Below are 13,991 nucleotides of genomic sequence, written 5' to 3'. Positions count from 1 at the left end.
GGTCACTTCTTCGGGGCGGGCTTGTTGACCTTCACGGTCTCCTGCCCGACCTTGTCGGCGTCCATGGCTTCGGCCTCGACCTCAGCGAGCGGCTTGCCCTCGGAGGTGGTGAAGCCCTTCTTGAACTCCTTCGCAGCCTCGACGACCCGGTCCGCCAGATCGTCGGTCCACTTCTGGGCCTCGCGGATCTCGGTGAGGATGTCGTCGTGCTTGCGCCGGATCTGGTCGATCAACTCGTGGTTGAACCGACCGACGTCCTCGACCGGAACGGCGTCGAAGTGCCCATTGGTGCCCAGGTAAACGGTCACCACCTGCTGCTCGACTGGGATCGGCGTCTTCTCCGGCTGCTTCAGCAGCTCGTAGAGCCGGGCACCCCGGTTCAGCTGCGCCTTGGAGGCATCGTCCAGGTCGGAGGCGAACGCGGCGAAGGCCTTCAGCTCCTCGTACTGCGAGAGGTCGATTCGCAGCGAACCGGAAACCGTCTTCATCGCCTTGATCTGCGCGTCACCACCGACTCGGGAGACCGAGGTGGTGACGTCGACCGCGGGGCGCTGACCCGAGTTGAACAGGTCGGACTGGAAGAAGCACTGCCCGTCGGTAATCGAGATGACGTTGGTCGGGATGTAGGCCGAGATGTCGTTGGCCTTGGTCTCGATCACCGGCAGTCCGGTCATCGAGCCGGCACCCAGCTCGTCGGAGAGCTTGGCGCACCGCTCGAGCAACCGGGAGTGTAGGTAGAACACGTCACCGGGGTAGGCCTCGCGGCCCGGCGGGCGACGCAGCAGCAGCGAGACGGCACGGTATGCCTCGGCCTGCTTGGTCAGGTCGTCGAACACGATCAGCACGTGCTTGCCCTGATACATCCAGTGCTGGCCGAGCGCCGAGCCGGTGTACGGGGCGAAGTACTTCAGACCGGCGGATTCCGAAGCCGGCGCGGCCACGATCGTGGTGTACTCGAGCGCGCCCGCGTCCTCGAGCGACTTGCGCACCCCGGCGATGGTGGAGCCCTTCTGGCCGACCGCGACGTAGATGCAGCGCACCTGCTTCGACGGGTCACCGGACTCCCAGTTCGCCTTCTGGTTGATGATCGTGTCCACGCAGACCGCGGTCTTACCGGTCTTGCGGTCACCAATGATCAGCTGCCGCTGCCCGCGGCCGATCGGGGTCTGCGCGTCGATCGCGGTGATACCGGTCTGCAGCGGCTCGCCGACCGGCTGGCGCTGCACCACGGTCGGGGCCTGCAGTTCGAGCGCGCGCCGCTCGTCGGACTCGATATCACCGAGGCCATCGACCGGCTTACCGAGCGGATCGATCACACGGCCGAGGAAGTTGTCGCCGACCGGCACGGACAGCACCTGCCCGGTCCGCTTGACCTCCTGCCCTTCCTCGATCTGCTCGAAGTTACCCAGCAACACGACGCCGATCTCGCGCGGCTCGAGGTTCTGCGCGACACCCAGCACACCGCCGGGGAACTCGAGCAGCTCGTTCGCCATGGTCGAGGGCAGACCCTCCACGTACGCGACGCCGTCGTAAGTCTGGGAAACAACGCCGACCTCTTCCCGGCTCACATCCGGGGAGTAACTGGAGACGTAGTTCTCGATCGCACTGCGAACCTCATCCGAGGAGATCGTCAGCTCCGCCATGTCGTTCCCGCTCTCACTTCGTTAATGCCAGTGTGCAAAGTTCTTCTGCCGCCCGCGTCTACTAGCCGGCCAACTGCCGTCGCAGCGCATCCAGCTGTCCGGCGGCGCTGCCATCGATGACCTCATCGCCAACCTTGACGATCAGACCGCCGCCGATCGCCGGGTCGATCTCGACGTGCAACGCGATGGGTCGCGCGTAGATGCCCTGCAGGCGCTCGGCCAACTGCCGCTGCTGCTCCTCGGACAGCGCACGGGCCGAAATCACGTGCGCGACCGAACGCTGGCGGCGCACGGCGGCCCGCTCGGCGAGTTCGTCGAGGTTGAACACCACACCACGCCCACGCATCAGCGTAATGACGTTCTCCAACAGCGTCACGGTCACCGTGTTCACCTTGTCGGCGAACAACCGGCGAATCAGCTCGCGCTTGGCCGCCGCCGGGGCCGCGTGGTCGGAAAGTGCCCGCTCCAACTCGACGTTGCCCGCGATCAACCGGCCGGCCCGGAACAGTTCGTCCTCGACCGTGTCCAACGTGCCGTCCCGCTCCGCGCGGGCAAGCAGTGCCGAACCGGCGAGCAGTTCGATCCCGTCCAGCAGCTCGCGAGGCGACGACCAGCGGTTCACCACGACCTCGTCGAGCACCTGCAAGGTCGACTCGGCAACCTTGTCGCTGAGCAGCTGCCGGACCAGTCGCGTCCGCGAAGCCGCGTCCGATGAGGCGTCGGCGACCGCGCGGCGCAGCGGAATCTCCGTCGAGAGCAACTCAACGACGGCGTACAACTCGGCACCGAGCGCCGCTGGCTCAGTCGCCTGCTCCGCGAGCACCTCGTCCAGCCGTCCTTGCGCTGCCTCCAGTGCTTCGCGGCTGGCCGCACGCAGCGTCGTCGCGCGCAAGCTACTCACCTACTCCCTCGTCGCACTGCTGGCGGACTCGGCATCCAGCTCGGCAAGGAAACGGTCGACCGTGCCACGCTGGCGGGCCTCGTTCTCCAGCGCTTCACCGACGATCCGGCTGGCCAGCTCAACCGAGTTACGGCCGAGTTCGGCACGCAGCTCGGATACGATCTGCGCCCGCTGCGCCTGTAGCTGAGCTTCACCCTGAGCGACGATCCGAGCCGCTTCGGTCTGTGCCTCGGCGCGCAGCTCTTCCTTGATCTGCTCGGCTTCGACCCTGGCGTCGTCCCGGATCCTGGCCGACTCGGCGCGGGCATCCGCCAGCTGCGCTTTGTACTGCTCAAGCGCCTGCTCGGCCTCTGCCTGGGCCTGCTCGGCCTTCTTGATTCCGCCTTCGATCTTTTCCGTGCGCTCGCTGTAGAGCTTCTCGAACCGCGGTACGGCGAACTTCCAGAGCACGAACAGCAGGATGAGGAAGGCGACAAGGCCAACCCCGATCTCGGCTGGTTCGGGCAGCACCGGATTGTGCTCGCCATCGGCGGCCGCAAGCACGATCTGCGTTTTCACCACAACATCTCCCTAACGTGATGAGCGGCTAACTCAGCCTCCGGAAGCGATGAAGTAAACGACCAGGCCGATCAGGGCAAGCACCTCGACGAGCACGAAGGAAATCCAGGCAATACCCATGAGCTTGCCCTGGGCCTCCGGCTGACGCGCCGTACCGTTGATCACCGCGGCCCAGATCATGGCCACACCGATCGCCGGGCCGATGGTCGCGAGCCCGTAACCGATCGCGGCCAAACCCGCATTGAGGTTGACCGCCTCCTGAGCGAGAACAATGTTGCTCACTTGCATATCCCTTTCAACTCGGCCCGCACATTGCGCGGATCGGGGGTCTCGATTTCCTTAGTGCTCGCTGGACAGCGCCGCACCGATGAAGTTGGCCGTAAGCAGGGCAAAGATGTATGCCTGCAGAACCTGAATCAACGCCTCGACGAAGGTAATGGCGATAACGCCTGCCCATGCCACCAGTGAAGTGGGCTTCAATCCCGCACTGGCTTCGAAAAGTAGATACGCGCCACCGAGCGCGAACACCAAGATGATCATGTGACCGGCGAACATGGCGGCGAAAACTCGAACCGCGAGCGCGAGTGGCTGCGCGATGAATTTCTGGAATGCCTCGATCGGGCTCAGAATCAGATAGATCGGCTTCGGCACGCCGGGCGGGAACATCACGTGTTTGAAGTAGCCCAGGAACCCGTGCCTGCGGAAACCGACCGCGTGCATCACCACGTACACGACGATGAACAGGGCGATCGGGAACCCGATCTTCGACATTGTCGGGAACTGAATCAGCGGGATAATGCCGAAGATGTTGTTCACCAACACGAAAGTGAACAGGCCAAGAATAAGCGGCACGAACGGCCGGAAATCCTTGGCGCCGATCTGTTCGCGCGCGATCGTGTTTCGCGCCATGCCGTAGATCGACTCCGCGACAAACTGACCCTTGCCGGGAACAATCTTGAGATTCCGGCTCGCCAGCATGAAGTACACCGAGATGATGAGCGTGGACAAGACCACAAGCACCATCGGCTTGGTGACCTCGCCGAAAATCGGCGGTAGGAAAAAGAAGTCCACCCCTGGCGGCTCGAACCCGCCACCCTGCGTCAGCACCAGCGCGCCCAACTGGGCTCCTTCCGGTTCTCCCGGCCGGCGTTCACACCACCGGGCGAATCGTCACGATCAAGAATCAACGTACCTGACGTATTCCAGGTACCTGGCAGCGGGATCCCGCTTCGCGTACCCGCCTTTGACGAGTACGGTGCGCGATCCGCGGAACTGCTTGAGCGAACGGTATCAGTCGCCCAACTGCTACCGGACAGCCGTACTGGTTAGCTCGGAATGATCGTCGGGATCTTGGTCTTTCGGAACGCCACCAGCTCAGCACCCGCCCAAACCATCACGGTGAGTAGCATCGTCATACTGAGCGCGATGTGATCAATCCCTGTTACTTCCCGCAGCGCCATCATCACCAGCAACAGCAGGATGAGCTTGCCGACGAAACCGCCGAGGGCAACGGCCATCGCCATATACGGATGCGCGGCCGCGGATTTCCGCATCAGCCACAGCGTGCCCAGCGAGGAGCCGAATCCGACAACGCCGCCGATCAGCGCGCCGAATAGGCCCGGTTGGCCAAGGACCACGCCGAACACCACGACGGCGAGCGCCGCGACGACGGCGCCGGGAATCATCGCGTAGCGCCGCATCGCCTGGGCCAACGCCAGCACGCTCTCCGCGTGCGTACGCGGAGCCGTCGGCAGTACCGGCTCCTCCCGTTCCTCAGGCTCGTTCGGGCGCGATTCCGCAGGTGAGGCGGTATCCTCCGGCTCCACCTGTTGGCTCCCGGCAACGTCGGTGGTCCGGCTGTCCGGTTCGCTGTGTTCGCTCATCGTGCCCTCAGTCTAGGAACAGCCGAAACGAGCAGCGCCACCAGGAACCCGCCGACCACGACCCAGGCGGCCACCCATACGTCGTCGAACAGGGTCAGTGATACCGCGCCGAAGGCGATCACGCCGACCCACATGTAGATCAGCAGCACCGCACGTCGCTGTGAATGGCCGATCTCCAGCAGCCGATGGTGCAGGTGCATCTTGTCCGCGGCCATCGGACTCTGGCCGCGCCGAGTGCGCCGGACAACGGCCATCAGCAGGTCAAGCAGCGGGACGAACAGCACGGCGGCCACCACGAGCAGCGGAGAAAGCAGCCCGAGCGCGTCCCGCCCACCGAAATGCGCGTAGGTCAGCCGCCCGGAGGCCGAGGTGCTCGCGGCGGCCAGCATCAGCCCGATCAGCATGGACCCGGAATCGCCCATGAAGATCTTCGCCGGTTGGAAGTTGTACGGCAGGAAGCCGAGACAGGCCCCCGCGAGCGTGGCCGTGATCAGCGCGGGTGGGTAGCTCACCACGTCGCCGCCGGAATCGGCGAGCATGTTCAGCGAGAAAGCGCACATCGCCACGGCGGTGATCAGCCCGATGCCGGCGGCCAGCCCGTCCAGCCCGTCCACCATGTTCATCGCGTTGACCATGGCGACGACCAGCAGCACGACCAGTAGCCCGCCAAGGTTCTGATCGAGCACGAACACCTGACCGATGCCACCGTGCTCGCCACCCCATGGCACCCAGAAGACGAACCACTGCACGCCGAACAACACGAGCAGCCCCGCGCAGGTGACTTGGCCGGCCAGCTTGGTCAGGGAGTCGAGCTCGAACCGGTCGTCGAGGGCACCGATCAGCACGATCACCCCACCGCCGATCAGCACCGCGACCGGATCGAGCGAGTAATCGAAGGCCCTGCGCAGTACCGGCAGCTGGTGCGCGAGCAGCATGCCGCCACATACCCCGAGGTACATCGCGAGCCCGCCCATCCGGGGAATGGGCACGGCGTGCACGTCCCGCGCACGCGGGTTGGCGATCGCGCCGATCCGGATCGCGAACTTCCGCACCAGGCCGGTGGTGAGGTAGGTCAGCGCGGCTGACGTCAGACAGACCAGCAGGAATTCCCGTACCGGCAACCCTGCCGGCTCCGCGGCAGGTGCGGCGATGGCTCGCCCTGTCGCGTCTAGGACCCGGAACGGTGACTCGAAGGCCCCGAACGGAATGTTCACCGAGCGTTCACTGTCCCCTCACCCACGTGTTCCGTGCGCCAATGCCGCTCGCCGCATTGGTGTTCGTCTCGCTTGTCATTCGCGCGCGCGGCTAGCCCGCGGTGGCGACATCGGTGCCGAGCGCTTCCGAGACGGCCGACGCGGATACGGCACCCTCGCGCAGCAGCAGCGGCTCCTTGCCGGTGAGGTCAACGATGGTCGACGGCACCGGGTCACCACTCGGTCCACCATCCAGGTATACCGCGACCGAGTCGCCAAGCTGGTCACGCGCCTCGGCCGCGGACGCGGCCGCAGGCTGCCCGGACCGGTTCGCGCTGGAGACCGCCATCGGGCCGACCTCGCGCAGCAACTCGATCGCCACCGGGTGTAGCGGCATCCGCAGCATCACCGTGCCCTTGGTGAGCCCGAGATCCCAGGCCAGCGAGGGCGCGTGCGGCAGCACGATGGACAGATCGCCCGGCCAGAATGCCTCGATCAGTGCGCGTGCCTGCGCTGGAACGTTGAGCACCAGGCCGTCGATCGTCGTCCAGGACCCGACCAGCACCCCCACCGGCATGTCCGGGCCACGATCCTTGGCGCGGAGCAGGGCGCGCACGGAGCCGGAGTTGAACGCATCGCAACCGATGCCATACACGGTGTCAGTTGGCAGTACCACGAGTCGCCCGGAACGTACCGCGCCCGCGGCGGCGCGCAGCCCGTCCTGACGTGCTTCGGACTGACCACAGTCGTACAGCGTCCTCACGGAAATGATCCTGGCACAGCGCCCACACTGGCCGAGTTCCCCCTCCACAACTTCACGCAGGGCACACATGCCACGCGAACAACGCCGGGTATTTACCAATTCTGCTTACCCGAAAGTGAAGTAAATGTGGCTGATTTACCAAAATAGACGTAAATACGGTGGCATTTGACCCGATCGGGGCTTCCAAACATCAAGGTGAACGCATAAGTTCGGCTCGCCAATCACCGATCTGGGCGTGTTGACACGCCCCGTGACGAGGGAGATCGAGATGGCGTTTCCGACACGTCCACTCGGCCGCCGAACCCTGCTCCAAGGCGGCCTCACCGTAACCGCGTTCGGCGCGATCGGGCTCGCCGTGCCACAGGCAGCCGGCGCACTGACCCGACCGGCACGAGCCTTATCGAGCAAAGCCGCCCCAGAGATCCACGGCACGGCGGACTGGGGAGCTCGCTCCCCGAACGGCACTATCGAAGTACTCGACCAGCCACCCATCTGGGTCGCGGTGCACCACACCGCCGGCGGCAACAGCGACGACACGTCCCTGGAACACGCCTTCTCGCTGTCCAGGGGCATCCAGAACTTCCATATGGACGACCGTGGGTGGGTCGATTCCGGCCAGCAGTTCACCAACAGCCGTGGTGGCCATATCACCGAGGGCAGGCACGAAAGCCTGAACGCGCTCAATGACGGCGGTAAGCACGTGGTGGGCGCGCACGTCGGGGATCACAACAGCGATGCGGTCGGTATCGAGAACGAGGGCACCTACACCGAGGTGGACGTGCCCGACGCGCTGTGGAACTCGCTGGTCGAACTCGTCTCGCATATGTGCTCGCAGTTCGGTATTCCGGCCTCGGAGATCTACGGCCACCGGGATTACAACAGCACGGAATGCCCGGGCGAGGTGCTCTACGGCCGGCTACCCGAACTCCGCGACGCGGTTGGCGCGCGGCTCGGCCAGGAGGTCAAGCAGCCGACCACCTGGCGTCTGGTGCAGCCTGGTGACACCGGCCCGGAGGTGCTCGCCGGTCAGCATCTGCTTCGCGCGCAGGGCATGTCCGTGCCGACGGACGGCGTATTCGGCGCGTCCACGCAGCGGGCGGTGGCTGAACTGGAGTCGCGGTACGGCATCACCCCCGCGGCCTGCAGCGCGGTACGCAAGCGCCCGGAGACCGGCTTGCTCGGCGCTGGCATCTGGCCGATCCTGGCCACCACGGTGCGGCCGGGTGATCAGGGCCCGGCGGCAAAAGCCGCGCAGGTACTGCTGGACGCCAAGGGGCGCAGCAGTCGAATCCAGTCCACGATAGACACCTCGGCCTGGAAACAGCTGCTCGCCAAATAGCTCACCCCTTGCGGTGACCGCGATCCTCTTACGGACCGCGGTCACCGCAAGTAGTTACTAGTATTCGGAAATCTCAAAAACGCCGATGTCATCATCGTCCGTGCTGGACGATGTCTCGGAGATCGAGGCTTCCGCGGCTACCCAGCCGTGGAAGCCTCCGTCGCTGTCGATGATCTGCAGCATCGGCTTCACGTGCGAGTTGCCCGTGTAGCAGTACTCGCCCCGGCCATCAGCGAGTTCGGTACGCCAGTGCCAGAGCGTGTCCCTGCGGTCGGTGGACGAACTGTTCGCCGTCGCCAGGTAGTACTCGGTGTCCGGGTTCTTGCCGCCGAGGCAGCGACTGCTCTCACATTCCTTCCATTCGGTGCGCCAGAACGGGCTGCCGGATCCCTTGTCCAAATAGGGCGCGCCTTCGTCGGTCTTCCAGAAGACGAAGTTGTGCGTAAGCTTCTCGTGATCGAAGGCGGCGACCTCGGCCATCGACGCACGCTCGTCCCATTTCGCTTCGCTGCCGTAGCCGTAGCCATGCGTGGCACCGTAGGAACTGTCCACGAAGGTCAGCTTCGCCAGCTTGCCGTCCGCGACCGAGCTCAGTTTCCAGGTCTCCGTACCCGTATCCGGCCATTCCACGGTGAGCTGGTCACCATCCACCGTGTAACTGCCGCTCAGCTTTTCCGGGAAGCTGGTTGCCTGATAGCCGTTCGCGGTGCGGACTTCGCAGTCCCTGGCATCACATCCGTTGCCATGCACGCCATTGAGCGAACGCTTCACCCGCTCGCGTTGTGTCCAATGGAAATGTGACTCGGTGACCTTGCCGTCCGCGGTGAACGAGTAGGTCGCCAGCCGTACCCAGTTCTCCCTGGAATCGGTGCTCAGACCACCGACCGAAGCCACGAACCGGGACATCCCGCCAGGCAACTCCGCCTTGGCCGGACTATCCGCGCCGGAGGCCCCGGGCGTCGCCAACAACAACGCCAGTACCCCAAGGAACACCACCACGGCGCGACTTCTCATCGCCTTGGGCCGCATATCCGAACCCTCGCTTTCTGCCCGCGCTCCTACGGAGCGCTGCCGCGCCGCGCGGTCGCGAACCGCGCGCGCCCAGCCAGGTCCGGATGATCGGCGACCGCACTGAGCACCCGCCTGCTGGCGAGTAGTGCGGGCACCGAATGCCCGTGCCGATCATCGTGCTCAATCGCCACGACGCCACCGGACCTGAGCAGGCGGGCGGCGCAGTTCACCACGTGACGGATCACGGCCAATCCACCTTCGCCCGCGAACACCGCGGCGGGCGGGTCATAACCGGCCACCTCCGGTGCTACCCGGGTTCCCTCCGGAACGTACGGCGGATTGCACACGACCGCGTCCACCATTCCATCGAGATCGGCGAAAACCATGCGATCGGCCACATCGCCGGAAAACAGCCGCACCGCGGTATCCCCTGCCGACGCCCGCGCCTCCACGTTCCGCCGCGCCCAGGAAAGCGCCACGGGGTCGTTATCGACGGCGTAGACGGTGGCATCCGGCCGCTCGTGCGCCATCGCGAGCGCAAGCGCGCCCGAACCAGTACACAGATCGACCACGATGGGCCGCTGCACGTCGCGCAGCTGGCGCAAGGTCCACTCGAGCAGTAGTTCGGTTTCCGGACGGGGAATGAACACACCCGAGCCCACGTCCACCGTGACCTGACCCATCGCCGCCCATCCAGTGAGATGCTGCAGCGGAATCCGCTTGGCGCGCTGCGTAACCAGCTGGCCAATCGCGTCCACGACAGGCGGATCCACCAGCGGCACCATCGGCAACCGGCCACGCTCGACACCGAGCACATGTGCGGCGATCAACTCGGCGTCGGCACGCGGTGAGTCCACCCCTGCCTGCGCGAGAAGTCGCTCGGCTTCCATTATCGCCAGGCGTAACGGCTGTCGTTTCACGTAGTAAGCCTGCCATGCGCGCTACGGATAACGCGTGAAGCACCCACACGTGTGTCCAAGCTCAGCTTGCCGACTGTGCGGCGATCCGCTCCGCGCGGTCGGCTTCGGTCAGCGCGTCCAGTACCCCGTCCAGCTCGCCACCAAGGACCTGATCGAGGTTGTAGGCCTTGTAGTTGACCCGGTGATCGGAGATGCGGTTCTCCGGGAAGTTGTAGGTACGTACCCGTTCCGAACGGTCCACCGTACGTACCTGGCTGCGCCGCTCGTCGGCGGCTTTCGCGGCAGCCTCCTCCTCCGCCATCGCCTGCAACCGTGCCTGCAACACCTGAATCGCGCGCGCCCGGTTCTGCAGCTGCGACTTCTCGTTCTGGCAGGAAACCACGATCCCGGTGGGCAGATGCGTGACGCGCACCGCCGAGTCCGTGGTGTTCACGCTCTGCCCGCCAGGACCGGAGGAGCGGAACACATCGATCCGCAGATCATTCGGATCAACGGTGACCTCGACCTCTTCCGGCTCGGGATAGACGAGTACCCCCGCGGCCGAGGTGTGGATCCGGCCCTGCGATTCGGTGGCTGGCACCCGCTGTACGCGGTGCACCCCACCCTCGTATTTCATCCGCGACCACACGCCGTCCGGGCCATCACCCTTGCCCTTCACCGCGATGGTGACGTCCTTGTAGCCGCCAAGGTCGGACTCGGTCGCGTCCAGCACCTCGACTCGCCAACCGCGTGCTTCGGCGTAGCGCAGATACATCCGCAGCAGATCGCCGGCGAACAGCGCGGACTCCTCGCCACCCTCGCCGGATTTGATCTCCATCAGCACGTCGGAGGCGTCGTAGGAGTCCCTCGGCACCAGTAGTTCGGTGAGCTTGGCTTGCAGCGCGGGAATACGTTGCGCGAGCTGTTCGGCCTCGGCGGCGAATGCCGGATCCTCGCCAGCAAGCTCCTTGGCCGCGGCTTCGTCCTCGCGCGCGGCCGTAAGCTCCTGCACCGTTTTGACCAGCGGCGCGAGTTCCGCGTACCGCCTGCCGAGTTTGCGTGCCAGCGCCTGATCCGCGTGTACATCCGGCTCGGAAAGCCGCTGCTCGATCTCCGCGTACTCGGCGAGCAGCGGCCGCAGGGAGTCCTCAGATGCGGCTTCCACTACTCGCCTCCTCGTCTCATCGCCTACGGCGCGGTGCCGCTGGCTGAGTTCTATTACTCATGGGTTTGCACTACTCATGCAAAACGGCGCCCGTAGCGAGCACTGGGTGCTGCACGGGCGCCGTCGCGGTAGCTACTTCTTGCGCTTGCCGTAGCGCTGTTCGAACTTGGCGACCCGGCCACCGGTGTCCAGAATCTTCTGCTTACCGGTGTAGAACGGGTGGCAGGCCGAGCACACCTCGACGTGGATCGAACCGGAAGTCTTGGTGCTGCGCGTGGTGAACGAGTTCCCACAGCTACAGGTGATATCGGTGTTGGCGTACTCGGGGTGAATACCGCTCTTCAATGTGCTGTCCTCTCTTGGTGGCCGCCGGGTCCCCGCAGGCCATAGCCCGAGCGGGGTGAACCGGTGCGCAAACGCACTACAAAATCCAACTCATCTTGCCAGACGAGCCAGTCACCGCGACAACGCGTCCAAGCTGGCGGGTATTCCCGACGTTTACGCAGGTCAACCCGCCAGCCTCGACGGCAGCTAGTCGTCTTCCTGACCAGGCGCGGTCTTGGACACCTGCATCAGGAACTCGATGTTCGTCTTCGACTTCCGCAACCGGTCCAGCAGCAGGTCGATGGCCTGCTGCGAGTCCAGCGCGTGCAGCACCCTGCGCAGCTTGTGGGTGACCGCCAGCTCGTCCGGAGCGAGCAACAGCTCCTCCTTACGCGTGCTGGACTGCAGCACGTCCACCGCGGGGAAGATCCGCTTGTCCGCGATCTTGCGGTCCAGCTTGAGCTCGGCGTTACCGGTGCCCTTGAACTCCTCGAAGATGACCGTGTCCATCGTGGATCCGGTCTCCACCAGCGCGGTCGCGAAGATGGTCAGCGAACCGCCACCCTCGATGTTGCGCGCCGCACCGAGGAAGCGCTTCGGCGGGTACAGCGCGGTGGAGTCCACACCACCGGACAGGATTCGCCCGGATGCCGGCGCCGCCAGGTTGTAGGCACGGCCGAGCCGGGTGATCGAGTCCAGTAGCACCACCACGTCGTGGCCCATCTCCACCAGCCGCTTGGCCCGCTCGATGGACAGCTCCGCGACCGAGGTGTGGTCTGACGGGGGACGGTCGAACGTCGAGGCGATGACCTCGCCGTTCACCGACCGCTGCATATCGGTGACTTCTTCCGGCCGCTCATCGGCGAGTACCACCATCAGATGGCACTCAGGGTTGTTCTTGGTGATGGCGTTCGCGATGGACTGCAGGATCATCGTCTTGCCGGCCTTCGGCGGCGAGACGATCAGCGCTCGCTGGCCCTTGCCAATCGGCATCACCAGGTCAATCACCCGGGTGGTCAGCTGGTGCGATTCGCTTTCCAACCGCAGCCGCTCATTCGGGTACAGCGGCGTGAGTTTGGTGAACTCGGGGCGGCCGCGAGCCTTGTCCGGGTCAAGACCGTTGATGGAGTCCACCCGAACGAGCGGGTTGAACTTCTGCCGCTGCTGCTCGCCTTCCCGAGGCTGGCGGATCATGCCGGTGACGTTGTCGCCACGGCGCAGCCCGTACTTGCGGACCAGGGACAGCGAGACGTAGACGTCCTCCGGGCCGGCGAGGTAGCCGGACGTGCGCACGAACGCGTAGTTGTCCAGCACGTCCAGGATGCCGCCGACCGGCAGCAGCACGTCGTCTTCGCGGATCTCGGTGTCCGTGCCACCTTCGCCGCGGCCGCCGCCCCTGCGCCGCCGATCCCGGAATCGACGCCCCCTGCGCCTGCCGCCGTCCTCGTCGTCCTCGTCGTTCTGCCGGTTGCCGCCCTGCTGGTTCTGTTGGCCCCGGTTACCACCCTGGTTGCGATCACCCTGGTTGCGATCACCCTGGTTGCGATCACCCTGGTTGCGGTCGCCCTGGTTGCGATCACCTTGGGAGCGCTCGCCCTGGTTGCGGTCACCCTGACGGCCGCCACGGGATTCGCGCTGCTGCTCGCCCTGGCCGGCGCCACTCTGGCCGCTACCGCCATCCGTGCTGCCCGCGGCCCTGCCGGCGGAACGCCGTCGCCGGTTGTCCCTGCGCTCGGTGTCCTGTCCCTCGGCTTCGCCGCCCCCGGCCTGCTCGCTCGGCGCGGTCGACTTCGCCGCGGCGGCGGTGCCGTTCTTGCTGCTCGCCGGCTTGGCCTCGTCGGCAACCGTGGATACGGCGCCGTTCTGCGACTCGCCGGTGGGCGTGGTTGGCTCGCTCGTCGACGCGGACTTCGTCTTGGTCGTGCGTCGACGCGCGGGCTTGGCCGGCGCCTCCCCGACGCCGTCCAGCGGCAAGGTTTCCGCGCGTGACCGCCCCTGGTTCTTGTCTTGATGCTCCTTGATGGCCGCGATCAAGTCGGTCTTACGCATACCCGCGGTGGATTTGATGCCAAGCTGGTTAGCCAGCTCCCGCAGCTCGGCGAGCACCATGCCGGAAAGCCCTGAACGACGCTTTGCCGCGCCGCCAGTCGCTTTGCCCCCAGAACTCGCCGACGCCTCAGTGGCATCCGTTGTCGCGGATTCGCCGCTCAATAGATCGGTGTTGCTCACACATGTCCTTCCTGACCGATCCACGCCTCCAACGTGAATCAGCGGACTTCCGCCCGCTCGGAACGCGGAACGGACTTGTTCAT

Annotated in this window: 14 protein-coding genes; 1 reads left to right on the top strand and 13 read right to left on the bottom strand. The window is 65.4% G+C overall.

Annotated elements, in window-relative coordinates:
• Window positions 1-2: 2 nt before the first annotated feature.
• From atpA to EV191_RS07615, 8 genes are all read right to left on the bottom strand, one after another.
• Window positions 3-1,643, bottom strand: coding sequence for a F0F1 ATP synthase subunit alpha (gene atpA / locus EV191_RS07650; protein WP_132876230.1), 1,641 nt, complete (start codon window positions 1,641-1,643; stop codon window positions 3-5).
• A 61-nt stretch (window positions 1,644-1,704) separates the two neighbouring features.
• The gene (locus EV191_RS07645) at window positions 1,705-2,544 is read right to left on the bottom strand and encodes a F0F1 ATP synthase subunit delta (protein WP_132876229.1); all 840 of its coding nucleotides are present in this window, start codon (window positions 2,542-2,544) and stop codon (window positions 1,705-1,707) included.
• Entirely contained in the window at window positions 2,545-3,105 is a 561-nt protein-coding gene (locus EV191_RS07640; protein WP_132876228.1) for a F0F1 ATP synthase subunit B, read from the bottom strand.
• Window positions 3,106-3,135: 30 nt separating this feature from the next.
• Window positions 3,136-3,384, bottom strand: a complete 249-nt coding sequence (locus EV191_RS07635; RefSeq protein ID WP_132876227.1) for an ATP synthase subunit c family protein — start codon at window positions 3,382-3,384, stop codon at window positions 3,136-3,138.
• A 57-nt stretch (window positions 3,385-3,441) separates the two neighbouring features.
• Window positions 3,442-4,221, bottom strand: a complete 780-nt coding sequence (gene atpB, locus EV191_RS07630) for a F0F1 ATP synthase subunit A (RefSeq protein ID WP_132876226.1) — start codon at window positions 4,219-4,221, stop codon at window positions 3,442-3,444.
• Between the two features lie 206 nt (window positions 4,222-4,427).
• A complete protein-coding gene (locus tag EV191_RS07625; RefSeq protein ID WP_243658817.1) occupies window positions 4,428-4,985 on the bottom strand; it encodes a Cg1360 family ATP-synthase-associated protein in 558 nt (185 codons plus the stop codon).
• Window positions 4,982-6,136 carry a glycosyltransferase family 4 protein gene (locus EV191_RS07620; protein ID WP_132876682.1) on the bottom strand — a complete coding sequence of 385 codons (1,155 nt, stop codon included), beginning with the start codon at window positions 6,134-6,136 and terminating at the stop codon, window positions 4,982-4,984. Before EV191_RS07620 ends, EV191_RS07625 begins: the two co-directional genes overlap by 4 nt.
• 154 nt (window positions 6,137-6,290) lie before the next feature.
• Window positions 6,291-6,941, bottom strand: coding sequence for an L-threonylcarbamoyladenylate synthase (locus EV191_RS07615; protein WP_132876225.1), 651 nt, complete (start codon window positions 6,939-6,941; stop codon window positions 6,291-6,293).
• 268 nt (window positions 6,942-7,209) lie between these two features.
• Here EV191_RS07615 and EV191_RS07610 point away from each other — a divergent pair, with 268 nt between their 5' ends.
• A complete protein-coding gene (locus tag EV191_RS07610; protein ID WP_132876224.1) occupies window positions 7,210-8,280 on the top strand; it encodes a peptidoglycan recognition protein family protein in 1,071 nt (356 codons plus the stop codon).
• A 57-nt stretch (window positions 8,281-8,337) separates the two neighbouring features.
• Here EV191_RS07610 and EV191_RS07605 read toward each other — a convergent pair whose 3' ends face one another.
• The 5 genes from EV191_RS07605 to rho form a co-directional block, all read right to left on the bottom strand.
• Window positions 8,338-9,294, bottom strand: a complete 957-nt coding sequence (locus EV191_RS07605; protein ID WP_165912873.1) for a hypothetical protein — start codon at window positions 9,292-9,294, stop codon at window positions 8,338-8,340.
• Window positions 9,295-9,338: 44 nt separating this feature from the next.
• Window positions 9,339-10,211, bottom strand: coding sequence for a peptide chain release factor N(5)-glutamine methyltransferase (prmC, locus tag EV191_RS07600; RefSeq protein WP_132876222.1), 873 nt, complete (start codon window positions 10,209-10,211; stop codon window positions 9,339-9,341).
• A gap of 61 nt (window positions 10,212-10,272) precedes the next feature.
• On the bottom strand, window positions 10,273-11,355 hold the full coding sequence (gene prfA, locus EV191_RS07595; protein WP_132876221.1) for a peptide chain release factor 1: 1,083 nt from the start codon (window positions 11,353-11,355) through the stop codon (window positions 10,273-10,275).
• Between the two features lie 132 nt (window positions 11,356-11,487).
• Window positions 11,488-11,700 carry a 50S ribosomal protein L31 gene (rpmE, locus tag EV191_RS07590; RefSeq protein ID WP_132876220.1) on the bottom strand — a complete coding sequence of 71 codons (213 nt, stop codon included), beginning with the start codon at window positions 11,698-11,700 and terminating at the stop codon, window positions 11,488-11,490.
• A 186-nt stretch (window positions 11,701-11,886) separates the two neighbouring features.
• A complete protein-coding gene (gene rho / locus EV191_RS07585) occupies window positions 11,887-13,908 on the bottom strand; it encodes a transcription termination factor Rho (RefSeq protein ID WP_132876219.1) in 2,022 nt (673 codons plus the stop codon).
• Between the last annotated feature and the right edge of the window lie 83 nt (window positions 13,909-13,991).

It is taken from the genome of Tamaricihabitans halophyticus (assembly GCF_004340875.1).
GTDB classification, from domain to species: domain Bacteria; phylum Actinomycetota; class Actinomycetes; order Mycobacteriales; family Pseudonocardiaceae; genus Tamaricihabitans; species Tamaricihabitans halophyticus.
The sequence above is the reverse complement of the archived record's forward strand: the minus strand, read 5'-3'. Positions and strand labels throughout refer to the sequence as shown.